This is a genomic window from Micromonospora sp. BQ32, from assembly GCF_059358895.1.
In genome coordinates, this window is sequence record NZ_JCADBI010000018.1 from 111,313 (window position 1) to 136,305 (window position 24,993).

At 72.6% G+C, this 24,993-nt stretch carries 22 protein-coding genes; 18 read left to right on the forward strand and 4 right to left on the reverse strand.

From position 1 onward, the window contains the following. Positions 1-83 precede the first annotated feature (83 nt). The 4 genes from AC5L30_RS27680 (at position 84) to AC5L30_RS27695 (ending at position 5,344) form a co-directional block, all read left to right on the forward strand. Complete coding sequence (locus AC5L30_RS27680; protein ID WP_494870727.1) at positions 84-791, forward strand: DUF305 domain-containing protein; 708 nt, start codon at positions 84-86, stop codon at positions 789-791. A 48-nt stretch (positions 792-839) separates the two neighbouring features. Then, the gene (locus AC5L30_RS27685; RefSeq protein ID WP_494870728.1) at positions 840-2,060 is read left to right on the forward strand and encodes a sensor histidine kinase; all 1,221 of its coding nucleotides are present in this window, start codon (positions 840-842) and stop codon (positions 2,058-2,060) included. Next, a complete protein-coding gene (locus AC5L30_RS27690; RefSeq protein WP_494870729.1) occupies positions 2,057-2,722 on the forward strand; it encodes a response regulator in 666 nt (221 codons plus the stop codon). Before AC5L30_RS27685 ends, AC5L30_RS27690 begins: the two co-directional genes overlap by 4 nt. Positions 2,723-2,869: 147 nt before the next feature. Next, entirely contained in the window at positions 2,870-5,344 is a 2,475-nt protein-coding gene (locus AC5L30_RS27695) for an ABC transporter permease (RefSeq protein WP_494870731.1), read from the forward strand. Between the two features lie 106 nt (positions 5,345-5,450). On the opposite strand, the gene AC5L30_RS27700 is transcribed toward AC5L30_RS27695, so the two are convergent. Continuing rightward, a complete protein-coding gene (locus tag AC5L30_RS27700) occupies positions 5,451-6,713 on the reverse strand; it encodes a nucleotide sugar dehydrogenase (RefSeq protein WP_494870732.1) in 1,263 nt (420 codons plus the stop codon). A 122-nt stretch (positions 6,714-6,835) separates the two neighbouring features. Next, positions 6,836-8,200 carry a serine/threonine-protein kinase gene (locus AC5L30_RS27705; RefSeq protein ID WP_494870734.1) on the reverse strand — a complete coding sequence of 455 codons (1,365 nt, stop codon included), beginning with the start codon at positions 8,198-8,200 and terminating at the stop codon, positions 6,836-6,838. 534 nt (positions 8,201-8,734) lie between these two features. Here AC5L30_RS27705 and AC5L30_RS27710 point away from each other — a divergent pair. From AC5L30_RS27710 to AC5L30_RS27755, 10 genes are all read left to right on the forward strand, one after another. Next, on the forward strand, positions 8,735-9,367 hold the full coding sequence (locus tag AC5L30_RS27710; protein ID WP_494870736.1) for an RNA polymerase sigma factor: 633 nt from the start codon (positions 8,735-8,737) through the stop codon (positions 9,365-9,367). A 16-nt stretch (positions 9,368-9,383) separates the two neighbouring features. Continuing rightward, positions 9,384-10,208, forward strand: coding sequence for a hypothetical protein (locus AC5L30_RS27715; protein ID WP_494870738.1), 825 nt, complete (start codon positions 9,384-9,386; stop codon positions 10,206-10,208). Positions 10,209-10,367: 159 nt separating this feature from the next. Further along, positions 10,368-11,603, forward strand: a complete 1,236-nt coding sequence (egtA, locus tag AC5L30_RS27720; protein WP_494870740.1) for an ergothioneine biosynthesis glutamate--cysteine ligase EgtA — start codon at positions 10,368-10,370, stop codon at positions 11,601-11,603. Between the two features lie 80 nt (positions 11,604-11,683). Next, on the forward strand, positions 11,684-13,021 hold the full coding sequence (gene egtB / locus AC5L30_RS27725) for an ergothioneine biosynthesis protein EgtB (RefSeq protein WP_494870767.1): 1,338 nt from the start codon (positions 11,684-11,686) through the stop codon (positions 13,019-13,021). 43 nt (positions 13,022-13,064) lie between these two features. After that, the gene (egtC, locus tag AC5L30_RS27730; RefSeq protein ID WP_494870768.1) at positions 13,065-13,841 is read left to right on the forward strand and encodes an ergothioneine biosynthesis protein EgtC; all 777 of its coding nucleotides are present in this window, start codon (positions 13,065-13,067) and stop codon (positions 13,839-13,841) included. 20 nt (positions 13,842-13,861) lie between these two features. Continuing rightward, positions 13,862-14,827, forward strand: coding sequence for an L-histidine N(alpha)-methyltransferase (egtD, locus tag AC5L30_RS27735; RefSeq protein WP_494870742.1), 966 nt, complete (start codon positions 13,862-13,864; stop codon positions 14,825-14,827). Between the two features lie 215 nt (positions 14,828-15,042). Continuing rightward, entirely contained in the window at positions 15,043-15,630 is a 588-nt protein-coding gene (locus AC5L30_RS27740) for a TMEM165/GDT1 family protein (protein WP_494870744.1), read from the forward strand. Positions 15,631-15,669: 39 nt separating this feature from the next. Next, complete coding sequence (locus tag AC5L30_RS27745) at positions 15,670-16,032, forward strand: DUF1622 domain-containing protein (RefSeq protein ID WP_494870745.1); 363 nt, start codon at positions 15,670-15,672, stop codon at positions 16,030-16,032. After that, positions 16,032-16,352, forward strand: coding sequence for a hypothetical protein (locus tag AC5L30_RS27750; protein ID WP_494870747.1), 321 nt, complete (start codon positions 16,032-16,034; stop codon positions 16,350-16,352). Before AC5L30_RS27745 ends, AC5L30_RS27750 begins: the two co-directional genes overlap by 1 nt. A 4-nt stretch (positions 16,353-16,356) precedes the next feature. Further along, positions 16,357-16,554, forward strand: a complete 198-nt coding sequence (locus AC5L30_RS27755; protein ID WP_494870748.1) for a hypothetical protein — start codon at positions 16,357-16,359, stop codon at positions 16,552-16,554. 249 nt (positions 16,555-16,803) lie between these two features. Here AC5L30_RS27755 and nhaA read toward each other — a convergent pair whose 3' ends face one another. After that, the gene (gene nhaA, locus AC5L30_RS27760; protein WP_494870769.1) at positions 16,804-18,162 is read right to left on the reverse strand and encodes a Na+/H+ antiporter NhaA; all 1,359 of its coding nucleotides are present in this window, start codon (positions 18,160-18,162) and stop codon (positions 16,804-16,806) included. Positions 18,163-18,500: 338 nt separating this feature from the next. On the opposite strand from nhaA, the gene AC5L30_RS27765 reads away from it, so the two are divergent. After that, positions 18,501-19,964 carry a tyrosine-protein kinase domain-containing protein gene (locus tag AC5L30_RS27765; protein WP_494870750.1) on the forward strand — a complete coding sequence of 488 codons (1,464 nt, stop codon included), beginning with the start codon at positions 18,501-18,503 and terminating at the stop codon, positions 19,962-19,964. Here AC5L30_RS27765 and AC5L30_RS27770 read toward each other — a convergent pair. Further along, the gene (locus tag AC5L30_RS27770) at positions 19,945-20,499 is read right to left on the reverse strand and encodes an arsenate reductase/protein-tyrosine-phosphatase family protein (protein ID WP_494870751.1); all 555 of its coding nucleotides are present in this window, start codon (positions 20,497-20,499) and stop codon (positions 19,945-19,947) included. The two genes, AC5L30_RS27765 and AC5L30_RS27770, sit on opposite strands and share 20 nt — an antisense overlap. Positions 20,500-20,667: 168 nt before the next feature. Between AC5L30_RS27770 and AC5L30_RS27775 the strand changes: the two genes are divergently transcribed. The 3 genes from AC5L30_RS27775 to AC5L30_RS27785 all read left to right on the forward strand — a co-directional run bounded on the left by AC5L30_RS27775 (position 20,668) and on the right by AC5L30_RS27785 (position 24,440). After that, positions 20,668-21,915 (forward strand): glycosyltransferase family 4 protein, encoded by a 1,248-nt coding sequence (locus tag AC5L30_RS27775; protein WP_494870753.1) that lies wholly within the window; start codon positions 20,668-20,670, stop codon positions 21,913-21,915. A gap of 97 nt (positions 21,916-22,012) precedes the next feature. After that, positions 22,013-23,797 carry a DUF4012 domain-containing protein gene (locus AC5L30_RS27780; RefSeq protein ID WP_494870754.1) on the forward strand — a complete coding sequence of 595 codons (1,785 nt, stop codon included), beginning with the start codon at positions 22,013-22,015 and terminating at the stop codon, positions 23,795-23,797. A 13-nt stretch (positions 23,798-23,810) separates the two neighbouring features. Continuing rightward, positions 23,811-24,440 (forward strand): hypothetical protein, encoded by a 630-nt coding sequence (locus tag AC5L30_RS27785; protein ID WP_494870756.1) that lies wholly within the window; start codon positions 23,811-23,813, stop codon positions 24,438-24,440. Positions 24,441-24,993: the final 553 nt, after the last annotated feature.

Consider the following 24,993-nt stretch of genomic DNA (forward strand, 5'->3'; position numbering starts at 1 on the left):
GAACGTCGATGTGAGCTGGGTCACATCAAACTGGGTTCTTCAATGGATAGCATCGCGGTGACCTCGACTGCAGGGAGTGGCCCATGACCAACCGGCGCGCACGCACCCTGGCGGTCGTCACACTGGCTCTCGTGTTGCCGCTGCTGGCGTTCATGGTGATCCGCCTCGGCGGCGACACCGAGACGGACGCCCCGCAGCCGGTCTCCGCGCCCGCCACCTCCGCCGCGCCGCCGACGGTCAGTCCCGTCCCCACCGACCTGACCGTCATCGCGCCCGGCCGCCCCGGCGAGACGGCGGCCACCCGCCCGGCGCACGAGGTCCGCGACGCCGGCCCCGCCCCGCACAACTCGCTGGACGTCTGGTTCGTCCGGATGATGATCCCGCACCACGCGCAGGCCCTGGCGATGGCGGAACTCGCCCCCGACCGGGCCGCCGACCCCGACGTCCGGGCCATCGCCGAGCGCATCCGGGCCAGCCAGGGACCGGAGATGGGCATGATGCGGGGCTGGCTACAGACCCGTGGCCTCCCGGCGGACGTCCAGGGGCACGACCACGGCGTCATGCGCGGCATGCAGTCGCCCGAGGCGATGCGGCAACTCGCCGCGACCCGTGGCGCGGACTTCGACCGGCTCTTCGTCCGGATGATGACCGAGCACCACCAGGGCGCCATCGAGATGGCCACCGAGCTGCTCAAGGTCGGCTCCGACCTGACGCTCAACGAGTTCGCCAACTCCGTCGCCACCGAGCAGACCGTCGAGATCGACCGCATGCGCGAGGTCATCGACAGCTGAGCCCGGGCGCGGGGCGCGAGGGCCGAGCGTCCCAGGCACGTACGCTGGGTGACCGTGAGACGCACCCTGTTCGGTCGCCCGCTGCGCGGCGTCGCCTTCGACGTGGCCGTCGCCGCCCTGGTGGTGCTCGTCTCCCTGGCCGCGGCGGTGAACCAGCCGGGCGGTTGGGCGGCCACGGCGGTCGGCCTGGGCATGGCGGTGGCGCTGCTGTTCCGCCGCACCCACCCGAGCGCGGTGACGGTGGCGGTCGCGGCGCTCGCCCTGATCCAGGTGATCGCCCGGTGGGGTCCGCTCATCTACGACGTGGCCGTCCTGATCGCGCTCTACAGCGTGGTGAAGTACGGCCGGCGGCTGCGCGACGGCGTCCTGGCCGGCGCGGTCGCGGCCGTCGGCGTGCTGCTGGCCGCCGCGCAGACCCCCAACGTCATCCAGTGGTGGGTGACCGCGCTGTGGTACGCGCTGGTCACCGGCGCGGTGTGGTTGGTCGCGCTGAACGTGCGGACCCGCCGGCTCTACGTGCTCAGCCTGGAGGAGCGGGCCACCACCCTGGAACGCGAGCGGGAGGCCGAGTCCCGGGCGGCGGTCGCCGAGGAGCGCACCCGGATCGCTCGTGAGCTGCACGACGTGGTCGCCCACAGCATGGCCGTGATGATCGTCCAGGCGGACGGCGCCCGGTTCATGTTCGACCGTGACCCGGCCCAGGCGCGTACCGCCGTGAAGGTGGTCGCGGACACCGGCCGGCAGGCGCTGGAGGAGATGCGCCGGCTGGTCGGCGTGCTACGCGACGCCGGCCCGGCCGGCGCGGACGGCGCCGACGGGCTGGCGGTGGCGGCCGACCCGGAGCACCGACGCCTCGCCCTGACCGAGCTGCCCGACCTGCTGACCCGGTTCGACGACGCCGGGCTGCACGTCCGCAGCACCGTCACCGGTGCGCCACCGGCCCTGCCGCCGGGCCTGGAGCTGACCGTCTACCGGGTGGTGCAGGAGGCGCTGACCAACGCGCTCAAGCACGCCGGCGTCGGCGCCGGCGTCGAGGTCGTCCTGTCGTACACCGCCGAGGCCGTCGTGGTCCGGGTGGTCGACGACGGTCGCGGCCGTCCGCTGGTCAGCCCGGCGCCGTCCGGGGGTCACGGCCTGCTCGGCATGCGGGAGCGGGTGACGGTGTACGACGGCAGCCTCACCGCCGGTCCCCGGCTGACCGGGGGCTGGCAGCTCGACGTGCGGCTGCCGCTACCGTCAGAGCCGGCAACGGAGGTGATCGCGGCATGACGATCCGAGTAGTGATCGTGGACGACCAGGCGCTGGTCCGCGCCGGGTTCCGGATGGTGCTGGACTCCCAGCCCGACCTGGAGGTCGTCGGGGAGGCGATCGACGGCGCGGACGCCCTGCGGGTGCTCGCCCGCACCGAGGCGGACGTCGTCGTGATGGACATCCGGATGCCCACCATGGACGGGGTGGAGGCGACCCGTCGGCTCTGCGCCGAGCGACCCGGGGGTGGACCCCGGGTGCTGGTGCTGACCACCTTCGACACCGAGGCGGACGCGTTCGCGGCCCTACAGGCCGGGGCGAGTGGTTTCCTGCTCAAGAACGTCCCGCCGGAGGAGCTGCTGGCCGCCATCCGGGTGGTGGCCCAGGGCGACTCGGTGGTGGCCCCGTCGATCACCCGGCGCCTGCTGGACCGGTTCGCCGGGCAGCTCGGCGCCGCCCCGAGCGCCGACCCTCGGCTCGCGCAGCTCACCGAACGGGAACGGGAGGTGCTGCTGCTGGTCGCCGAGGGGCTGTCCAACGCGGAGATCGCCGCCCGGGTGCATGTTGCCGAGGCGACGGTGAAGACCCACGTCGGGCGGATCCTGGCGAAGCTCCAGCTGCGCGACCGGGTCCAGGCGGTGGTCCTGGCGTACGAGAGCGGGCTGGTCACGCCCGGCGGATGACACCGCGTACGACCTGGGTCGTAGCGGCCGGTGGGCGCACCGCGACCCGGGGGGCACACAGGTCGAGCGCACAGGTGGAGATCGACAGACCGGTTCCGGCCATAGCGTCGGAGGGGTCCGATCCGCCACCTGCACCGGGAGCCCCGCATGATCCGCCTGACCCTGCGTTCGCTGCGCGCCGAGGCGCTGCGCATGCTGCTCTCGGCGCTCGCCGTCGTGCTCGGCGTCGCGTTCGTCGCCGGCACGATGATCTTCGTCGACGGGATGCGGGCCGGGGCGTACGAGCGGGCCGGCACCTTCGACCGCCACACCGACCTGGGGGTCTACCCGGCCGGCCGCCAGGTGTTGCCTCCGGCCCTGGTCGACCGGGTGCGGGCGGTCGACGGGGTGGCCGCCGCGGCCGGGGAGTTGACCAACACCGGCGGGATCGTCGGTGCCGACGGTAGACCCGTGCTCGGCTTCACCATGCTCGTCGCCATCCCCACCGAGGACGCGCTGCGCTCGTACGACGTGGTGGCCGGTCGGCTGCCCGACCGGGCCGGGGAGGTGGTGCTCGACGCGCCGACGGCGGCCGAGCAGGGCTTCGGGCTCGGCGCGGCCGTCCGGATCGGCGCCACCGGCGGGGCGGCCCGCCCGTACACCCTGGTCGGCACCGTCGACGTGGCCGGCACCGCCCGCGACGTCGGCGGTCCGTTCGTCGGCCTGGTCGGACCGGACGCGCTGGCCCTCACCGGCGAGCGGGGCTACGGCCGGATCATGGTGGCGGCCCGACCGGGCGCCGACGTCGCGGCGCTGACCGAGAAGGTACGCGCCGTGGCCGGCGCCGAAGCCACCGTGAAGAGTCGCCAGCAGATCCTCGACGAGGCCGTGGAGGACGCGGTCCGCAACGTCGACCAGTTCCGCATGCTGTTGCTGATCTTCGTGGGGGTCGCGATCGTGGTGGCCGGCTTCGTGATCGCCAACACCTTCGCGATCGTGCTGGCCCAGCGCACCCGACGGACCGCGCTGCTGCGCCTGATCGGCGCCACCCGAGGGCAGGTCTTCCGGTCCACCCTGCTGGAGTCGGCGGTGCTGGGGTTGGTCGCCTCCACGCTCGGGGTGCTGCTCGGGGTGGCCCTCGCCGGCGGGATGCGGCTGCTGCTGTCCCGACTGGACGTGCCGGTCACCGGTGGCCTGACCGTGACCGGTTCGACGGTGCTGACCGGCCTGCTGCTGGGCACCGGGCTCACCGTGTGCGCCGCCCTGCTGCCCGCCTGGCGGGGGACGCGGATCGCCCCGGTGGCCGCGCTCACCGACGCGGCGGTGCAGCCCAGCCGGGGTGCTGGCCGGGTTCGGCTGACCGCCGGAGCGGTGGTGCTCGCCGTCGGTGTCGCCGCGCTGGCCGGTGCCGCCAGCGCCGGTCAAATCCTGCTGGTGGCGGTCGGCGGGGTGCTCACCTTCTTCGGGATCGTGCTGTTCGGGCCGGTGCTCGTCCCGGCGCTGGCCCGGGTCTTCGGCTGGCCGGTACGACGCGTGCTCGGCAGCACCGGTGAGCTGGCGGTCGCCAACACGGTCCGCAATCCGCGGCGGGTCGCCGCGACGGCCACCGCCCTGGTGATCGGGATCGGACTGGTCTCGGCGTTCATGGTCGGCGCGCGCAGCACCAAGGACGGCATCGAACGCAGCGTGGACGCCCAGATCGGGACCGACTTCGTGGTCAGCGGAATCGGTCAGGACCTGCCGGCCGCGCTCGTCGGTGAACTCTCCTCCCGCCCCGAGCTGGGTGTGGTGCACGAGCAGCGCAGCACTGTCGTCGACGACGTCGAGATCCGCGCGGCCCACCCGGCGCTGGTCGGCCGGACGCTGAGCGGGGTGCTGGCCGGCGCCGCCGACCGGGTCGGACCGGGGCGGGTGCTGGTGCACCGCGAGCTGGCACAGGCCCGTGGCTGGCAGGTCGGCTCGCCGGTGACCGTCAGGGGGAGGTCGTTCCGGGTGGCCGCCGTGGTCACCGACGACACCGCCGGCGGCGAGGTGCCCACGGGTCACGTCATCGACCTGTCCGACCAGGACTTCACCGCGCTCTTCCCCGCCCAGCGGGGCTACCTGGCCGAGATCGACCCCGCCGCCGGGGTGAGCCCCGAGCGGGCCCGCGACGCGATCGCCACGGTGCTGGGCCGCTACCCGACGGTGAACCTGATGGACCAGGGCGCGTACAAGAAGACGCTCACCGGCACGGTGGACATGCTGCTCGCCTTCGTCACCGCGCTCCTCGGCCTGGCCGTGGTGATCGCCCTGGTCGGGGTGGCGAACACCCTGAGCCTGTCGGTGGTCGAGCGGACCAGGGAGAACGCCGTGCTGCGGGCGGTCGGGCTCACCCGAGGGCGGATGCGGGCGGTGCTCGCCGTCGAGGCGGTGCTGATGGCGCTGGTCGGCGCGGTGCTCGGCGTCGGGCTCGGCACCGGGGTCAGCGCGTCCACGATGGCCCTGCTGGACCGCCTCGGTGGCGACTTCCACGTGGTGCTGCCGGTCGGCCAGCTGGGGCTGATCCTCGGCGTCGCGGTGCTGGCCGCCCTGCTCGCCTCGGTGTTGCCGGCCCGCCGGGCGCTGTCCCGCCCGGTCGTGGAGGCGCTCGCCGACCAGTGACCCGGTCGCGGTCCGGTCCGGCCCGGTCTCGCCCGGTGACCGAACGGACATCGCCGGCCGGTCCCGCCATCTTCCCCGGCGGCGGGACCGGCCAGCGGTGCCGGGTCTACAGGCGCTCGACCATCGGGCCGACGCACCGGTTGCGGGTGTCGAAGATGTAGCGGGCGTGCTTGACCACGAGGTCGTAGTCGAAGGTGTCGTGGTCGGTGACCACCACCACCGCGTCGGCCGCGCGCACCTCCCGCTCGGTGAGCCCGACCACGGTGACCCCGGCGGGGATCTGGTGCGCCTCCGCGTACGGCTCGACGGCGTGCACCTCGGCGCCGAGCGCCTGGAGCCGGCGCGCCACGTCGACGGCGGGGGAGTCCCGCATGTCGCCGGTGTTCTTCTTGTACGCCAGACCGAGCAGCAGCAGTCGGGCGCCGCTGACGGCCCGGCCGTCCCGGTTCAGCCCTCCCATGATCCGCTGCGCGACGTGTTCGGGCATCTCGTGGTTGACGTCGTTGGCCAGCTCGATGAACCGGAACTGCCGACCGAGGCGACGCTTGACCTGCCACGACAGGTAGCACGGGTCGATCGGCAGGCAGTGCCCGCCGACGCCGGGGCCGGGCCGGAACGGCATGAAGCCGAACGGTTTGGTCGAGGCCGCGTCGATCGCCTGCCAGACGTCGATGTCGAGGTGGTGCGAAAGCATGGTCAGCTCGTTGATCAGCGCGATGTTGACCTGGCGGAAGGTGTTCTCGATCAGCTTGGTCAGCTCGGCCACGCGGGTGGAGTCCACCGGCACGGTGCGTTCCACGAGGCGCCGGTAGAACTCGTCCACCCGGGCCAGCGACGCCGGGTCCACACCGGAGACCACCTTCGGGGTGTTCTCCAGACGCCAGGTCGGGTTGCCCGGGTCGATCCGCTCCGGGCTGTAGCCCAGGTGGAAGTCACCGGGGCTGGTCAGCCCGCTGGCCGACTCCAACAGCGGGCGCAGCAGTTCCTCGGTGGTGCCCGGGTACGTGGTCGATTCCAGGATCACCATGCAGCCCGAGCGCAGGTACGGGCCGATGCCGATGCCGGCCTGCTCGACGAAGCTCAGGTCCGGGGTGCCGTCGCGCAGCGGCGTCGGCACGGTGATGACGCAGATGTCGAACCCGTCGGCGTCGGTGTACTCGGTGCTGGGGTGGTAGCGGCCGCTGCCCAACGCCCGGCCCAACCGATCGGCCGGGATGTCCTCGACGAACGACTCGCCGGAGGCGAGACGCTTCACCCGGTCGGCGTCGACGTCGAGACCGACCACGTCGAGCCCCGCCTCGACGGCCCGCATGGCCAGTGGCAGTCCGACGTACCCCTGACCGATGACGACCAGCTTTTCAGCGCTCACCCAGGCTCCCGCAGCAGATGGTGTAAATGGCCTGCTGAGAGCCTAGAGGCGTCTTCGGCGACGTAAGTCCGTTTTGGGGATATCGGTGCTGGTGGGGCTGCCGGGTCGGCGACGGGGTCGGCTCAACCGCCCGCCGGCACCTCCGGATCGACCGGCGCACTGGAGGTGGCTGGTGGATCAGACGGTGCGCCGGTCGTCGGCGGCGCGGCCGTCGTGGGCGCCGCGCTGGTGGGCGGCGCCGTGGTGACGCCCGCCGTCGGAGTCGGCGAGTTGGCGGTCTGGCTGGGTTGCAGGCTCGGCGTGGCGGAGATTGAGGCCGACGGGGAGTTGCCGGGAACGTGCGGCCGGCCGGGCCGGCCCGGCCCGACGCTGGTGATCTGCTCGTTCGCCGCCGGCAGGTCGACGGGGCCGCTCGGCGCCACCGTCGGCGAGGTGGCCGGCAGATTGACCGCCGGGTCCTCGCCGACGTTACGCGTCGCGGCCAGCGCCGCGCCGAGCCCGACCAGCGCGACCAGCATGGCCGCCGCCGCGCCGACCAGCGGACCACGCCGTCTCTGGCGCCCGTCCGCCACCGCCGCGCCGGCCGGCACGTCCGTGCGGGTGCCCGGGCCAGCGTTGCGCAGCGCGACGGGGGTGGCCATCGCCGTCGGCGGCTCGCCGCCGGTGACCGCCGTCCGAGCGGCCTCGGCCATCGCCGCTCCGCTGGTGAACCGCTCCAGCGGATCCTTGGCCAGCGCTCGCGACACCAGGGCGCGGACCGCCTCCGGGATGTCGTGCGGCAACTCCGGCGGCTCGTCGTCCAGGTGCCGGACGGCGACCTGGAGCGGATTGTCACCGGTGAACGGCGGACTGCCGGTGAGGCAGCAGTAGGTGACCGCCCCCAGGGCGTAGATGTCGGTGGCGCCGCTGACCGGCCGCCCGGCGGCCTGCTCGGGAGCCATGTAGAGGGCGGTGCCCGGCACCGCGTTGGTGCTGGTGATGCTGGTGATGTCGGTGGAGCGGGCGACGCCGAAGTCCACCAGGACGACCGTGCCGTCCGCCTGCACCAGCAGGTTGCTGGGCTTGACGTCACGGTGCACGATTCCGCCGCGATGCGCCGCGTTGAGCGCTGCGGCCGCCTGGGCGACGATCGACATCGTCTCGGCCACGTCGAGCCGCCCGGCCGCCTCGATCCGCTTGGACAACGGCTCGCCGGCGACGAACTCCATGACGAGGTAGTCCGCCCGGCCGCCGTCGGGGAGGTCGTCCGCGCCGCAGTCGAAGACCTGCACGATGCCCGGGTGCCGCAGCGCCGCCATGATCCGGGCCTCAGCGCGGAACCGGGCGATGAAGTCGGGATCGGAGACCAGCGCCGGCAGCAGAACCTTGACCGCGACCTGCCGGCCGAGGATCAGGTCGGAGGCACGCCAAACGTCGCCCATGCCGCCCGTGGCGACACGTTCGTCCAAGCGGTAGCGACCGCTGAGCACGACCTCCGATGACAACACCGCATTACCGTACCTAGAGTGGCGCAGGGCGGCGCGCCGTGGCAGGGCCGCCGGGTGGCTGGTTCGGCCTGGCTGATCCGGCCTGACCTGTGTGGACGCCCAGCCTCGGTGACGCTACGGAGGTGCGGTGTCACGAAAAGCGACAATTTCCGTCGTCAGGGCCCCTGCGGGTGGCAAGAAACCGCCTTCAGGTGCGATTGGCGTCCCCTGCTCACGGGCCGTTACACCGACGCGCCGCCCGCCGGGTTGATAATTGTCACTCTTCCGTGACACGACGCCGACTTGTCGGGTCGTGAGCCCCCTTTTAGCGTTAGGCCGGCTCGGGCCCTCCCGGCTACCTCGGCGGGCAGCGCGCCGATCGACCACCCTGGCGTTGGCCCCGGAGACGCTGCCCCGACAATCGTTGTCGGGGCGCAATCAGGCGGTGGAGGGCGGTGCGGTGCGGGTGCTGATCAGGCGGACGGCTGGTGCCGTGTGGCCTGCCCCCGCGCGGCGGGTCGGGCCGGCGCGCCCCGGGCGATGCGTGGGCCGCGAATGACCGGCGACCTGTCCGAGGTGGTGAGCGCCGCGCAGGCCGGAGACGAGGAGGCGTTCCGCTTCCTCTACCGCAGCCTGCAACCCGGTCTGCTGCGGTATCTGACCGCCCTCGTCGGGGCCGACGCCGAGGACGTCGCCTCCGAGACCTGGCTCCAGATCTCCCGTGACCTGCCCGGCTTCACCGGGGGCGAGTTCCGGGCGTGGACGGTCACCATCGCCCGTAACCGCGCCATGGACCACCTGCGCCGGATGCGCCGCCGCCCCTCGCTCCCGGTCCCGGTGCAGGCGCTCGTCGAACTCGCCAGCGACGCGGACACCGCCGAGCGAGCAAGCGAGACGATCGGCACCGAGACCGCCCTCGCGCTGATCGCCACCCTGCCGCCACGGGAGGCCGAGGCAGTCCTGCTGCGGGCCGTGATCGGGCTGGACGCGGGATCCGCCGGCCGGGTGCTGGGTCGCCGGGCCGGTGCCGTGCGGACCGCCGCTCACCGAGGTCTACGCCGGCTCGCGGTTCTGCTGGAGCGGCAGAGCCCGGCCGGATCACCAGTCGGGGTCGAGGGGGTGCCGCCGCCGCGTACGGGGAGCGGCTCCGCCCTGCGAGCACCGCACGCCGAACCGGCGGACGGCTGACGTGAGGGGACTCCCGATGAACCCGTTCCGGCGGGCCGACCACGCCGACACCGAGCGGCTGCTCGACTCGGCCCACGCCGCGATGGGCAGCACGCTGGATCAGGGCCGCTCCGCTGCCTCCACGGAAGCGGACGCGACATCGCCTCAGGTGCGGCTGACCGCCTCGAACGTGCCCCCGGCCGGGCCGGTGGCCGCGTTGCTCGCCGCAGCGGCCGGGCCCGCCCGCCCGGGCGAGTTGGCCGGCGAGGAGGCGGCGCTGGCCGCGTTCCGGGCCGCCCGGGCCAACCCGGCGCAGGCCGTGCCGCAGCGGCCACGCCGTCGCCGAATGACCACCGGCGCGGTGGCCTGGATCGGCGCGGTGGCAGTTACCGCCACTGCCGGAGCGGCCTTCGCGGCGGTCGCCCGGGACCGAGCGCCAGACCCGGTCGCACCGGCCCCATCGCGCACGTCACCCTCGCCGCACCAGGGCGCATCCCGGTCGGCCGAACCCGGTCGGTCGGTGCCTCCCGGCGGCCTGTCGCCGGGCGCGCCGCCGCCCGCCACCGCCACGCCGTCGCCAAGTCCCGCGCCCGCCGGCCAGGTACATGGACTGTGCCGCGCGTGGCAGGCCAAGAAGCCCGACCAACGGACGAAGGCGCTGCGCACGCCGGCCTTCCAGAGGCTGGTGACCGCCGCCGGCGGCCCCGACGAGGTCGAGGCGTACTGCCAGCGGTTGGTGCCCGAGACGAAGCCGACCGAGTCGGCGAAGGTCGCGCCCTCCGTGCCGGCGAAGGGCAAGGCGTCCCCATCGACGAAGGCCGCGCCCTCACCGCCGGGACCGGGCCACCCCGCCGGCGGCTGAACGGTCGGCGGCTGGAGCGGCCTGGTTCCGCCCTGCGTCGGAAATTCGTCTGTTAGACAGAGGTTGGTGGTGCCGTGCACGCACCCCGACGGTGTCGGTGGGTGGGTTTACGGTGGCACAGTGTGCCGGAACCGGCGCACGGGAAAGGGGGCCCGACCCTTGGTGACGTCGCCCGACCTGGACCGCAGCGCCATTCTGCGCGAGTCCGCAGCCGCAGTCCGACACCTCGCCCGGATCTGCTTCAAGACCGGCCCACCCACCCACACCGGCGTCGAACTGGAATGGACCGTGCACGACGCCGCCGATCCCGCCCGCCCCGTCGACGCGACGCGGCTACGGGCGGCGCTGGGGCGGCACAGCCCCGCCACGCTGGATGCCACCAGCCCCGCCGAGTCGCTGCGACACGGTGGCATGGTCACCCTGGAACCGGGTGGCCAGTTGGAGATCTCCACCCCGCCCCGCCCCTCGGTCGCCGCGTTGATCCGCGCCACCGAGGCCGACATCGCCCAGGTCACCGACCTGCTGGCCGCCGCCGGGCTGATCCTCGGCCGCAGCGGCATCGACCCTCACCGACGGCCTCGCCCGGTGCTGGAAACCCCCCGCTACCGCGCGATGCGCGGGGCCTTCGACCGCCATGGCCCGGCCGGCCGCACGATGATGTACAGCACCGCCGGCCTGCAGATCTGCCTCGACGCCGGTGAGCCGGGCCAGGTCGCGGACCGCTGGGCCGCGGCCCACGCGGTCGGGCCCCCACTGCTCGCGGCATTCGCGTCCGCCGCTCGACACGCCGGGCGGCGCACCGGTTGGGCCTCGGCCCGGATGGCCGCCTGGCTGGCCATCGACCCGGCCCGGACCCGCCCGGTCTGGTCGCCCGCCCGCGCCGGGGACGATCCGACCGACGCCTGGATCAGCTATGTGCTCGCCGCGCCGCTGCTCTGCCTGCGCCGGCACGACGCCGACTGGGCCGCGCCGCCCGGCGTGACCTTCGCCGACTGGCTCGACGGCGCGCTGCCACAACCACCCACCACCGATGACCTCGACTACCACGTCAGCACCCTCTTCCCGCCGGTGCGGCCGCGCGGCTATCTGGAGCTGCGCTACCTGGACGCCCAACCCGAACGAGGCTGGCGGCTGCCGCTGGCGGTGCTGTCCGCCCTGTTCAGCGACCCGGGCACCGTGCGCGAGGCGTACACGATCGCCACGCCGGTGGCGCACCGCTGGTCGGCCGCCGCCCGGCACGGTCTGACCGACCCGGCGCTGGCCGCCGCCGCGGCGGCCCTGCTCGGCCTTGCCCTGACCGCCCTGCCCCGGCTGGAACTGCCGGCCAGCACGCACGACGAGGTCCAGCGAGGTGTACGCCAGCGGCTGGCCGCCGCAGAGAGGAGAGACCAGTGAGCGCGAGGAGTGAGCCGGGGTTGCGAGCCTCGCAGTCGCGAACGGAGGGCGGCTCGGTGAGCGCGAGGAGTGAGCCGGGGTTGCGAGCCTCGCCGTCGGGCCGGGTCGACGGGGAGCGGTTGCGCGACCGGATCGCGGTGGAGTTGGCGCGGGCCCGTGCCCGCACCACGTTGTTGACCGAGGTGGTGGACGACGTCGACCTGACGCGCCAGCACTCACCGCTGATGTCGCCGCTGGTCTGGGACCTTGCCCACGTGGGTAACCAGGAGGAGCTCTGGTTGGTCCGTGACGTCGGGGGCCGGGAGCCGGTCCGGTGTGACATCGACGAGCTGTACGACGCGTTCAAGCAGCCGCGCCGGGACCGCCCCGCGCTGCCGCTGTTGCCGCCCGCGGAGGCGCGCGCCTATCTGGCCACCGTGCGGGACAAGGTGCACGACCTGCTTGACGCGGTGGCCTTCACCGAGCGGCCGCTGGTCGCCGACGGGTTCGCCTTCGGCATGATCGTTCAGCACGAGCAGCAGCACGACGAGACCATGCTCGCCACTCACCAGCTGCGTTCGGGGCCGGCGGTGCTGCACGCCCCGGCGCCGCCCGAGCCGTCGGTCCGGGTTGGCGCGGAGGTGCTGGTGCCGGCCGGCGAGTTCACCATGGGCACCGACACCGATCCGTGGGCGTTGGACAACGAACGTCCGGCGCACCGGGTCAACCTCCCGGCGTACGTCATCGACGCCGCCCCTGTGACCAATGGCCAGTACGCGACCTTCATCGCCGACGGGGGCTACGCCGAGCAGCGCTGGTGGAGCCCGGCCGGCTGGGATCATCGGGTTCGGGAGCAGCTCAGCGCACCGATGCACTGGCGTCGGGACGGTGACGACTGGTCGTATCGGCGCTTCGGGCAGTGGGCTCGGGTCCGCGCCGACGAGCCGGTGGTGCACGTGTGCTGGTACGAGGCGCAGGCGTACGCGGCGTGGGCCGGCAAGCGGCTGCCGACCGAGGCGGAGTGGGAGAAGGCGGCCCGGTGGGATCCGACGACCGGGCGGTCACGCCGTTACCCGTGGGGGGACGACGACCCGACTGAGGCGCACGCCAACCTCGACCAGCGTCATCTGATGCCGGCGCCGGTGGGCGCGTATCCGGCCGGCGCCTCGCCGTTGGGTGTGCACCAGCTGATTGGGGACGTCTGGGAGTGGACCTCGACCACGTTCGGCGGGCATCCGGGGTTCGCCGCGTTTCCCTACCGTGAATACTCGGAGGTCTTCTTCGGCGACGACTACCGGGTGCTGCGCGGCGGCTCGTTCGGCACCGACCGCTCTGCCTGCCGGGGCACCTTCCGCAACTGGGACTATCCGATCCGCCGGCAGATCTTCAGCGGTTTCCGCTGCGCGCGGGATGTGCGACCGGACGAGTCGTACCGGTGAGTCGCCGTACGACCGGCGGCCCGGTGGCGGGCCGGGGGCGCTGATGTGTCGCCACCTGGCCTACCTGGGGCCGCCGGTCACCCTTGCCGAGCTGCTGTTCGACCCTCCGCACTCGCTGGTGCGGCAGTCCTGGGCACCCCGCGACATGCGCGGTGGCGGCACGATCAACGCTGACGGGTTCGGTGTCGGCTGGTACCCGGGCGAGGGTGAGCCGGTGCGCTACCGGCGGGCGCAGCCGATCTGGAGCGATCCGACAATCGCCCAGCTCGCGGCGGTGACCCGCAGCGCAGCGGTGCTGGCGGCGGTGCGTTCGGCCACGGTCGGGATGGCGGTGCTCGACGGGGCGGCGGCGCCCTTCGCCGAGGGGCGGTGGCTGTTCAGTCACAACGGTGTGGTCCGCGGCTGGCCGGACGCGGTGGTGCCGCTCGCCGCCGATCTGCCGGTGCGTGACCTGCTCACCCTGGACGCCACCACCGACTCGGCGTTGCTCTGGGCGCTGGTGCGGCATCGGTTGCGCGCTGGTGCCGACCCGGCCGAGGCGGTCGGGCGGACGGTGGCCGACGTCGCCGCCGCCGCACCCGGGTCGCGCCTCAATGTGCTGCTCACCGACGGGCATCGGGTGGTGGCCAGCGTGGCGGGGCACGCGTTGTCGGTCCGCGAGACGCCGGGTTCGGTGCTGCTCGCCTCCGAGCCGCACGACGACGATCCCGGGTGGCGGGCGGTGCCGGAGGGGCACCTCGTCGTCGCCACCGCGGGCGAGCTGCGGGTAGGTCCACTGCCGGCCCCGGTACGCCACGCCGGGCCGGCAGGCAATGGTTGATCGAACAGAGGAGCGAACGGATGACCGCGGAACCCCTGGAGATCTATCTCGAAGAGGGTGACCTGGAGCGTAGTCTGCGCGACGACGTCCGGGCCGGGCTGAGCGCCGCGCCGAAGTGGCTGCCGCCGAAGTGGTTCTACGACGCCCGGGGCAGCGAACTCTTCGAGGAGATCACCCGACTGCCCGAGTACTACCCGACCCGGGCCGAGCGGGCGGTCCTTGCCGAGCGCGCTCCCGAGATCGCGGCGCTGACCGGGGCCAAGACTCTGATCGAGTTGGGTTCCGGTTCGTCGGAGAAGACCCGGCTGTTGCTGGACGCCTTCACCCGCCGGGGTGGGCTGGGCACCTTCGTTCCTCTCGACGTGTCGGTCAGTGCGCTGCGCGGGTCCACCGCGGAGATCGCCGCCGACTATCCCCGCCTGCGGGTCCGGGGCATCGTGGGGGACTTCACCCGGCAACTGGACCGGCTGCCCACGGGCGGCCGGCGGTTGGTGGTGTTCCTCGGCGGCACCATCGGCAACCTCCTGCCCGCCGAGCGGGCCGAGTTCCTCACCGCGATGCGTGCCGCGTTGGAGGTCGGCGACTGGTTGTTGCTCGGCACGGACCTGGTGAAGGACCCGTCGGTGATCGTGCCCGCGTACGACGACGCCGCCGGGGTCACCGCCGAGTTCAACCGCAATGTGCTGCACGTGATCAATCGGGAGTTGGGTGCCGACTTCGACCCGGCCGCGTTCGAGCACGTCGCCGTCTGGGATCCCGACCACGAGTGGATCGAGATGCGGTTGCGGGCGACCCGGCCGATGAGCGTGCGGGTGCTGGGCCTGACCGTCGACTTCGCGGCGGGGGAGGAGCTGCGTACCGAGGTTTCGGCGAAGTTCCACCCGGAGGGGATCGCCGCGGAGCTGGCGGCGGCCGGCTTCGCCACGGCGGAGTTCTGGACCGATCCGGACGGGCTCTTCGGCGTCACCCTGGCGCGGGCGCGGTGAGCCTGTTCACCCGGCTCGGTCGGGCCCGGCGGTGATCCGATAGGCTGATCACGCGAAGGGGAGTAGCCCCCAATGTCGTGGTCGACATACTGGTGCGTTCCGCATCCGGCCACGCGGCCCCGGTTTCCGGGGCGGGCGAGACCTTCGACTCAGGCTGTTGCAGCCGGGTCGAGGGCGCCCCTGTACCTCCTCCCGGCGTGAACGGGAAGGACGTCATGGAGGGATTTTTCGCCGCGCTGGTCGTCAGCTTCGGCGTCATCTTCGTCGCCGAGCTGGGGGACAAGTCCCAGCTGATGGCGCTGACCTTCGCCACGCGGTTCAAACCGATCCCGGTGTTGATCGGCATCACGGTCGCCACCGCGGTGGTGCACCTGGCGTCGGTCGCCATCGGCGCGGGTCTCGGGGCGGTGCTGCCGACCGAGTGGATCTCCCTGGTGGCCGGTGTGGCGTTCCTCGGGTTCGGTGCGTGGACCCTCCGCGGGGACAAGCTCACCGAGGAGGAGAAGCGCAAGGCGGAGAAGACCAACAAGACCGCGCTGGTGGCGGTGTCGGTGGCGTTCTTCCTCGCCGAGCTGGGCGACAAGACGATGCTCGCCACGATCACGCTCGCCACCAAGTACGGCTGGTTCGGCACCTGGCTCGGCTCCACCATCGGCATGGTGGCCGCGGACGCGCTGGCCATCATGGTCGGCCGGATGCTCGGTCGGCGGCTGCCGGAGAAGACCATCAAGTACGGCGCCGCGATCCTTTTCGCCATCTCCGGTCTCTGGCTGATCCTGGAGGCGGTGAACGAGCTGACCTGAGCGCCGACTAGCTGCCCGGTTGACGGGTAACGGCCCGGGGTGGACCCGGCCGAGTTGTTGCGCCAGGGCGACCAGGTGCTGGTTGCGGTGGTGGAGGTGGCCGGCGCGCTGGTGATCTTCGTTGGTGCGATGTGGGCGGCGGCGCGGTTCGTGGTCGAGGGGCTGCGACACCGCACCGCCGCCCGCTTCACGCCGATCCGGCTCTCGCTGGGTCGCTTTCTGACCCTGGGTTTGGAGTTCCAGCTGGCGGCCGACGTGTTGCGCACGGCGGTCTCCCCGTCGTTCACGCAGATCGGCCAACTGGCCGCGATCGCCACGATCCGGACGGCGTTGAACTACTTCCTGGGCCGCGAGATCCGTCAGGAGCAGCGTCAGGTGGCCGAGGGGGAACGTCGACCGTGATGGGCGCTCTGGTCACGGCGGTCACCGCCCTGGCGTTGGTCGCCGGGGTGGTCACCACGCTCAGCACCGGTGCGCTGCGCAGCGGCGTCCGGGTACTGCTGGACCTGCTCACCGCGGCTGGTCTGCTCCGGCTCGTTGGTGAGCCGGATTGGAACGGCCTGGCCAGCGCGGTGGCGATCATCGCCCTGCGTCAGCTGCTCGGGGCGGCGCTGAGCAGCCCACCACCGTGGTCGGGCCGACAATCCCCGGCGCGCTGCGCCGACGACGATCACCACCTACCGTTGGCCTCAACAGGTGAAACCGGTAAAGCGGGAGGATGACCACATGAGCCGGCACGACGAACCGAACGAGTACGGCTTCTCCGGCGCTGCCACCGCCCCGGAGCCGCCGCCCGGCGGGAAGCCCGACGAGCAGGACCGCGTCGAGGCGGTGGCGGTGCCGGGCGACGACCTCACCGGGCCGACGGCCGAGGCGTTGGCCGAGGAGACCGAGGACCTGCCACCCGCCGACCGTCGCCACTGAGCGTAGGCCCGCGCGATTGGTGCGGCGGCGCGGCACGACGGCGAACCCGCGATCGTCGGGCCGCGCCGCCGCCGCGTGCGATGGGCCGCGCCGCCGCCGCGTGCGATGGGCCGCGCCGCCGCCGCGTGCGATGGGCCGCGCCGCCGCCGCGTGCGATGGGCCGCGCCGCCGCCGCGTGCGATGGGCCGCGCCGCCGCCGCGTGCGATGGGCCGCGCCGCCGCCGCGTGCGATGGGCCGCGTCGGCGGGTTCAGCGAGCGTCGGGGTGCTGGTAGACGTCGGGTACGCCGTCCCCGTCGGCGTCCAGCCGCTCCCGCTGTGCCACCCTCCGGTACGCCGCGTTGCGGCGGGAGAGCACCGTGGCGGCCAGCCCGGCCGAGATCACCGAGCCGAGCAGCACGGCCGCCTTGACCCGGTCGTCGGCCGTGCTGCCCGCCCCGAAGGCCAGGTCGCCGATGAGCAGCGAGACGGTGAATCCGACGCCGGCCAGCAGGGCGATCCCGAGCAGGTCGGCCCAGGTGATGTCCTCGTCCAGTTCGGCGCGGGTGAACCGGGCCAGCAGGTACGTCGAGCCGAAGATGCCGATGCTCTTGCCGAACACCAGGCTGGCGACGATGGCGATCACCAGCGGGTCGCTCAGTAGGGCACCCAGGTCGGTGCCGCGCAGGGTGACCCCGGCGGCGAACAGGGCGAAGATGGGCACCGCGAAGCCGGCCGACACCGGCCGCCAGCGATGCTCCAGCCGGGCGGCGAGGCCGCCCTCGCCCGCCCCCGCGTCGCTGGTGGCCGGCTGGTCGCCGCCCACCGGTCGGCGGGCGAGCACCGGGACCGTGAAGCCGAGCAGGACACCGGCCACCGTGGCGTGCACGCCGGAGGCGTGCATCAGTGTCCAGGCGGCCACCGCGAGGGGGATCAGCGCCCACCACCAGGTGCGCCCGCGCTGCACCAGCAGCGCGAAGAGCCCGATCGGCGCCAACGCGGCGAGCAGCGGAACGGGTTGAAAGTCGGCGGTGTAGAAGATCGCGATGATGGTGATCGCGAACAGGTCGTCGACCACCGCGAGGGTGAGCAGGAACGCGCGTAGGCCCTGGGGTAGGTGAGAGCTGACCACCGCGAGCACGGCGAGCGCGAAAGCGATGTCGGTGGCGGTCGGAATGGCCCAACCGCGCAGGCCGTCCCCGCCCGCGCTCAACACCACCGCCACGTAGATCAGCGCCGGCAGCAGCATCCCGCCCAGGGCGGCCACCACCGGCAACGCGGCCCGGCGCGGGTCGCGCAGGTCACCGGCCACGAACTCCCGTTTGAGTTCCAGGCCCACCACGAAGAAGAAGATGGCCAGCAGGCCGTCCGCCGCCCAGGTGGCCAGATCCAGGTCGAGGTGCCAGGGCGCGCCGGGCCAGGGCACGACGTCGCCGAGCCGGGTGTACGAGTCGGACCACGGGGAGTTGGCCCAGATCAGTGCGACCACGGCACCTGACAGCAGCAGCGCGCCACCGACGGTTTCGGTACGCAGCACGTCGGCCAGGTGCCGGGCCTCCGGCCAGGACGATCGGGAGAACAGCCGGATCTTCGGCGCACGCGGCTCGGATGGTGGGGTGGGGGAGGTCAACTTCGGGCTCACCTACAGGAGTCGGGACAGCAGGAATCCACTCGCCGACCAGACTTCCCGGCACACCGCTGTCGACCCTATCCGGCGGCGTGGTCGGCGGCGACCGCTGGGCCGATCGGACGTCATCCGATCGGTCTTCGACTTTTTCCCCGTTCTCGCCGCAGCCGAATGGGCGTTTGTCGGGTTGGTCATGCGGGCGCACATCTCGCCGCCGGAAAATACATAACTCCGGACATAAGCCGTATGAGCCGCTTTAATGGTTTCACGAGTTTAGAGACGACCTTGGGGGTTTTCGTGAAGTTCTTTGCCGTAACCGGACCGGCACGGGGGCGCTCCTGATGGACCTGCTCCGCCAATTGCGCCACGTGCGTCGGCACTGGTGGGTCGCGCTGGTCACGGTCATGGTGGCTCTCGGCGTCTCGGCGTTTCTGACCGTACGTGCCCAACCCCGGTACGTCGCCTCGGTGACCTTCTTCGTCACCACCCCCAACACCGGCGTCACCGACGCCTACCAGGGCGGGCTCTTCCTCCAGCAGCGTGTCAAGTCGTACGCCGACCTGCTCAGCAGCGACCGGCTGGCGCAGAGCGTGGTGGCCGAGACTCCGGTTGGCCTCACCGCGGACGAGGTGCAGCGCCGGGTGAGCACCACCACCGAGACCGGCACGGTTCTGCTGCGGGCGTCGGTCACCGACACCGACCAGACTCGCGCGTTGCGCGTGACCGAGACCCTCGCCAACAAGTTCGTCGAACTCGTCCAGAAGGTCGAGACGACGCCGGAGGGCAAGGCGCCCATCAAGATCGAAGTGGTCAGTGGCCCGCGGGTCAGCGCCAACCCCGTCTCGCCGCAGCCGGTCCGTAACCTCACCCTCGGTGGCCTGATCGGTCTGATCCTCGGCATCGGTCTGGCGATCCTGCGGGGCGTCGCCGACGTCCGACTGCGTGACGCCGCCGGCCTGCAACGCGCCACCGGCAGCCCGCTGCTCGGCGAGATCCCGTTCGAGGCCGACGCCCGCAGCGCCCCGCTGATCGTGGGCGACGCCGCGACCTCGGCGCGCGCCGAAGCGGTCCGTAAGCTGCGGACCAACCTGCGCTTCGTGGACGTCCACGAGCCGGCTCGGGTCATCGCGGTGACCAGCGCCCTCCAGGGCGAGGGCAAGACCACGCTCTCCTGCAACCTGGCCATCGCACTGGCCGAGGCGGGTTGGCGGGTGCTGCTGGTCGATGCGGACCTGCGCCGCCCGAAGGTCGACGACTACCTGGGCCTGGACGCCGGCGTCGGTCTCACCGACGTGCTGGTCGGCGACGTGAAGGTGGGCGACGTCGTACAGCGCTGGGGAGACAAGTCGCTGCTGGTGCTGCCCAGCGGGTCGGCACCGCCGAACCCGAGCGAGCTGCTCGGCTCCAAGGCCATGTCGGACCTGCTGCTGGCGCTGCGCGAGTCGGCGGACATCGTGATCATCGACACCGCGCCGCTGCTCGCGGTGACCGACGGCGTGGTCGTGGCCGTGCAGGCCGACGGCGCGCTGCTGGTGACCCAGCAGGGCCGTACCTCGCGGACCCAGGTGGCCGCGGCGGCCCGGTCACTGCACTCGGTCTCGGTCCGGCTGCTCGGCTGTGTGCTGAACATGGCCAAGGTGGCCAAGGCCGAGGCGTACCAGTACGAGGCATACCGGGTGGTCGCCTCGACGGCCGGGGCGTCGGTACCGGCCGATCGGGCCGCGTCCGGCCGGCACAGCGCGACCGCCGACGGGGTCAACGGTGTCCCCGACCACACCCAGGAACTCACCCGGCTGCCCCGATGAGCGCGGCGAGGGGTCGCAGCGACCGTTCGATCTCCTCGGCGCAGCGTCGGAAGTCGGCCGCGGTACCGCCGATCGGGTCCCGCAGGTCGTCCTCGTCCGGGGCGGCGGGTTGCAGCCGTCCCCGGGCCTGGGCGGCGGCGGCGATAGCCGCCAGCAACGGGTCGTCGGCCGAGTCGGCGGGTGGCTCGGCCGCCGCGGCCAGCCGGCCGAACTGGCGCAGCGTGAACGTCCGGTGCAGCGCCCCCGGCGCCAACGCGGTGCAGACCGAGCGTTGGCGTCGGGTGGCGGTCAGCACGAGCGTCGCGTCGATCAGGTGCTCGGGGCGCAACCCCCGGGTCCGGAAGGCCGCCGGGTCCGCGCCGCTCTCGGTCGCGACCTCGATGGCGTACGGGTGCATGGTCAGCCCGTCGATCGCGTCGGTGCCGGCGCTGGCCACCTCGACGGGTCGGTCGGCCAGCAGCCGGCGGGCCAGGTATTCAGCCATCGGCGACCGGCACAGGTTGGCGTGGCAGACGAACAACACGCGATCAGCCATCGGTGCCCCTCTCATCGGTGCGGACACGGGCGCTCGCACCGTGAGGGCGGTGCGTCGACGCCGGTGGCCGCGCGGGGAGGGGTTGTCGGCATCGTACGCGGGCCGGACGCGTGCCAGCCGTGGTGCCGCGCCGGACGTCGGCGATCCCTGCGGGACGGGGGCGTACCGGTGAAGATCGGCATCCTGTCGTACCACTTTCCGCCCGAGCCGGCGTTCATCCCCGGAAGCCTCGCCGAGGAGCTGGCTGCGCGTGGTCACGAGGTACGGGTCCTCACCGGCTTTCCGGACTACCCCGGCGGGCACGTCTATCCGGGCTGGCGGCAGCGGTGGCACCACGAGACGCACAGCCAACGGCTGAGCGTCCGACGGGTGCCCCGGTACCCGGGGGGCGCCGCGTCCGTCGGCGGTCGGATGGCCAGCTATCTCTCCTTCGCCGGCAGCGCGGGGCTGGTCGCACGCCGGTTCCTCGGCGACGTGGACGCGCTCTACATCTTCCAGCTGCCGGCGACGACGTTCGCCGCCGCCGGGGTGCTCCGGTTGCTCGGGCGGGTGCCGGCGGTGCTGCACGTGCAGGACGTCTGGGCTCGCGACGGCGCGGACGAGGCGGGTGAGGGGCGCTGGGCGGCGCGGATGGGCAGCACGATGACCCGGATCTACCGGACCGCGGCGCGAATCGCGGTCGCCGCGCCGTCGATGCGGGACCTGGTGGTCGCCGCCGGCGCCGACCCGGCCCGGGTCCGGCTGGTGCTGAACTGGACCGACGAGCGGATCTTCCACCCGGCGACGCCCGGCGCGGCGGCCCGCCAACTGGTCCGTCGAGACGGTCGGTGTGTGGTGATGCACGCCGGGACCATCGGTGCGCGGCAGGGGCTGGAGACCGCGGTCCGGGCGGCTGCGGCGCTGGACCGGACGATGGATCTGGTCCTGGTTGGTTCGGGTGCGGCGGAGCGGCGGGTGCGGGGGCTCGCCGCCGAGCTGGGCGCGAACAATGTCCGCTTCCTGGAGCGGCGGTCGCCGATCGACATGCCCGAGCTGTACGCCGCCGCCGACTACCAGTTGATCATGTTGCGCGATCTTCCGGAGCTGCGCGGCACGGTGCCCGGCAAGCTCCAGGCCGCGCTCTCCTGTGCCGCACCGGTGATCGCCTCGGCCGGCGGGGACACGGCCGAACTGGTCGAACGGACTCGGGCTGGGCTGTCCTGCCCCCCGGAGGACTGGGCGGCGCTGGCCGACCGGTTCTGGTTGGCCGCCACCATTCCGCCGCCGACCCGCACCGAGATGGGCCGCCGGGGGCGAGCCGCGTACCTGCGGGAGATGTCGCTGCCCGCCGGCGTGGACCAGATCGAGCGGCTGTTGCACGAGGCGGCCGGACGAGTCGCACAGCCCACGACAGCACCACGAAGAAAACTCGCATAAAGGACGACAAACGCAATAACGGTACGAAGTTCCCTCGGACGTGCTAAGAACGTCAGGGAATCGACCATCTGTCCGATTCCGGGAACGGGAGTGTGGTGTGACGGAGAGCGAACGACCGATCCGGCGACGGAGCCGGTCCCGGCGTCGTCGGCGGGCCCGACTGCGACGGGCCCTCCTTGGCGCCCTGGTGGTCGGCTCGCTGCTGCTGGCGACCGGCGGGTGGATCGGCTTCCGCGGCTGGCAGGCGCGCGCCCACCTGCTCAACGCCGCTGGCCTGGCCCGCGAGCTGAGCGCCCAGGTCGTCGGTGGAGACACCGACCGTGCCCTGCGAACACTCGCCGCCCTTCAGGAGCAGGCCGGCGCGGCCCGCGCGGCAACGGCTGACCCGAGTTGGCAGATCGGACGACGTACGCCGATCGCCGGCGACGACCTCGACGCCGTCGCGCAGATCGCCGTCGCCATCGACGAGCTGGCCCGGAACGCGTTCCCGACCCTGCTCCGGACGGACCTGACCAGCCTGGTGCCGACCGGCGGCCGGGTGGATCTCGCCCGGCTCGCCGCCGTCTCCACGCAGCTGACCGAGGTGCACGAGTCGGTGCAACGTACGCGCCAGAACCTGGCGGTGGTGCCAGCCGACAGCCTGGTCAGCCAGATCCGACAGGCGTTGACCGACCTGCGCGACGAGATCGACCGGCTGGGCAGCCTCACCACCGCCGCCGACCAGGGCGCCCGACTGCTCCCGCCGCTGCTCGGCGCGAACGGCCCCCGCCGCTACCTGCTCGTCTCGCAGAACCTCGCCGAGCTGCGCGCCACCGGCGGCATGTTCGGCGCGTACGCGATGATCGAGGCGGAGAACGGCGCGGTGAAGATGGGCAAGCAGGGCAGCACTGCGTCGCTCGGTCAGTTCACCCCGGCGCTGAAGGTGCCCGCCGAGGTCCAGGCCCTCTGGACGGACCTGCCCGGCATCTACCCCGCCGACGTCAACCTGTCCCCGCACTTCCCGACCGCCGCCACGCTGTACCGCGAGATGTTCCGGCGCAAGACCGGCACCACGGTCGACGGCGTGCTCGCCGTTGATCCGGTGGTGCTGTCCTACCTGCTCAAGGCGACCGGTCCGGTGCTGGTGCCCGGCGGTGTCCCGCTCGCCAGCGAGAAGGTCGTGCAGACCCTGCTCAACGACAGCTACCAGCGTCTCGACGTCACACAGCAGGACGAGTTCTTCGCGGCGTCGGCGTCGGCGGTGTTCGACGCCTTCTTCAAGAAGAATGTCAACCCGAAGGTGTTGTTGTCCGCATTTGACCGTGCTATCACTGAACGCCGGATATTGTTCTGGAGTGCCCGACCTGAGGAACAGCGGACATTCGACGAGAGCCGGATGGCCGGGACGCTTCCGGAACAGGACACCGTGCCCACTGTCGGCGTGTTCCTCAACGACGGCAGCGGCGCGAAGCTCGGCTACTACCTGCGGCCGACGGCGAACCTCACGGTCGGCGAATGCCGGTCGGACGGCCGCCGCGAGCTCCGGCTGCGGGTGACCCTGCGCTCGACGGCGCCGAAGTCCGGACTTAGCAAATCCGTGCTCGGCCTCGGTCTGGCTGGCGACCCGTACACCGCCCGAACCTTGGTGTCGATCTTCAGCCCGGCTGGTGGAGCGGTGCTGGAGGCCCGACTGGACGGGGCCGAGACGGCGCTCGGCAGCGGCACCGAACGCCGCCGCCAAGTGGCCACGGCCAGCGTCGACGTCGGCCCCGGCGCCGAGCGGGCGCTGGAGGTCACCGTGCTGACGGCCAAGACCGGCGTCGGGCAGGCCGAGCTGTGGCTGACCCCCACCGCCAGCCCCTGGACCACCCAAGTTCATTCCGCACCAAGCTGTGACCAGTAGGAGGGAACCAATCATGCGGCTATCCCGCATCATCATGGCGCTCACGGTCGGCCTGGCCGTGGTGGCCGTGCCGACGGCAGCGGGGGCGGCACAGCCGCAGCCGACGCCCAGCGCGACCACTGACCCGCCGCAACCGCCGCCGTACCCGCCGACCGCCGCGTCGCTGACCGTCAACCGCCCGACGATCTTCCTCGGCGAGACGGTCGTGCTGACCGGTACCAACTTCGGTCCGAACGAGACCGTCGACATCACCGTGACGGTCACTCCGCAGGCCGCTCCGGCCCGCGGCGTGGCTCCGGCTCGCCGCAGCGACGGCAGCACCGTGGCCATGGCCCCGGTGGCTTACCAGGCGAGCGCGCCGCTGAACTTCACGGCGTTCACCGACGCCCAGGGCCGCTTCACCAAGAGCTACAAGCCGTCGGTGACGGGTCTGCTGACCTTCACCGCCACGGGCCGGGAGTCTGGCCGTACCGCCAGCACCGAGCTGCGGGTGCTGCACAAGAAGCAGCCGCTGCCCGTCACGGGTGACAGCCTCGGCACGCCCATGAAGCTCGGTGGCGGCCTGGTCGGCGCCGGAGCGATCATGCTGCTGCTGACCCTGGCCTGGCGTCGCCGCCAGCGCTTCGGAGGTGCGGCGCACTAATCCACACCACCGGGCAGCGCCCGGATCGCACTGAAGCTGGCGCCCGTCGGAACTCCGACGGGCGCCAGCCTGTGTCAGAAAGACGGGCCTGCCAGCGGCGTCATGTCTGTCTCTTGCGGCCTTTGGGTGGTCCGGCCCATTCGTGATCGACTCGAGTTTCCTGAAGTCGGGGTGTCCTGGCGTCCGGGATGCCCCGACTTCCGTAATGGCGAGTGGATCAAGTCAGGCCACGGCGGTTTGGGGTCGCTAGCCGGGCCGTGTGGGGGGTTTGCCCGCCGGAGGGTGTTCTGGGGTGTGGCCGGCTGCACCGGTGGCCCGGAATCATGGCCGGGCCGGGGTCGTTACACACCCCGACGATCGCAGCACCACCGACCCGCCGCCGACCCCTCGGGCGGGCAGGGTTGGAATGCCAGCCAGCGCCCGGTCGTTGCAGTCCCGCGAACGACCGCAGGCACCGCCCCGATGAGGGTGCCGGAGGGTGGGCCACCCGGAATGACCTGGGCCCCCCGGTCGTTACACAGGGACCCGGCGCCACGAGCCCCCGCTCGTCAGG

Coding starts and splice junctions, on each gene's coding strand:
- egtC (WP_494870768.1), top strand. CDS start 13,065: ATGTGTCGCCACCTGGCCTACCTGGGGCCGCCGGTCACCCTTGCCGAG.
- AC5L30_RS27695 (WP_494870731.1), top strand. CDS start 2,870: ATGATCCGCCTGACCCTGCGTTCGCTGCGCGCCGAGGCGCTGCGCATG.
- AC5L30_RS27770 (WP_494870751.1), bottom strand. CDS start 20,499: ATGGCTGATCGCGTGTTGTTCGTCTGCCACGCCAACCTGTGCCGGTCG.
- egtD (WP_494870742.1), top strand. CDS start 13,862: ATGACCGCGGAACCCCTGGAGATCTATCTCGAAGAGGGTGACCTGGAG.
- AC5L30_RS27740 (WP_494870744.1), top strand. CDS start 15,043: ATGGAGGGATTTTTCGCCGCGCTGGTCGTCAGCTTCGGCGTCATCTTC.
- AC5L30_RS27710 (WP_494870736.1), top strand. CDS start 8,735: ATGACCGGCGACCTGTCCGAGGTGGTGAGCGCCGCGCAGGCCGGAGAC.
- AC5L30_RS27715 (WP_494870738.1), top strand. CDS start 9,384: ATGAACCCGTTCCGGCGGGCCGACCACGCCGACACCGAGCGGCTGCTC.
- AC5L30_RS27680 (WP_494870727.1), top strand. CDS start 84: ATGACCAACCGGCGCGCACGCACCCTGGCGGTCGTCACACTGGCTCTC.
- AC5L30_RS27750 (WP_494870747.1), top strand. CDS start 16,032: ATGGGCGCTCTGGTCACGGCGGTCACCGCCCTGGCGTTGGTCGCCGGG.
- AC5L30_RS27785 (WP_494870756.1), top strand. CDS start 23,811: ATGCGGCTATCCCGCATCATCATGGCGCTCACGGTCGGCCTGGCCGTG.
- AC5L30_RS27755 (WP_494870748.1), top strand. CDS start 16,357: ATGAGCCGGCACGACGAACCGAACGAGTACGGCTTCTCCGGCGCTGCC.
- AC5L30_RS27765 (WP_494870750.1), top strand. CDS start 18,501: ATGGACCTGCTCCGCCAATTGCGCCACGTGCGTCGGCACTGGTGGGTC.
- AC5L30_RS27690 (WP_494870729.1), top strand. CDS start 2,057: ATGACGATCCGAGTAGTGATCGTGGACGACCAGGCGCTGGTCCGCGCC.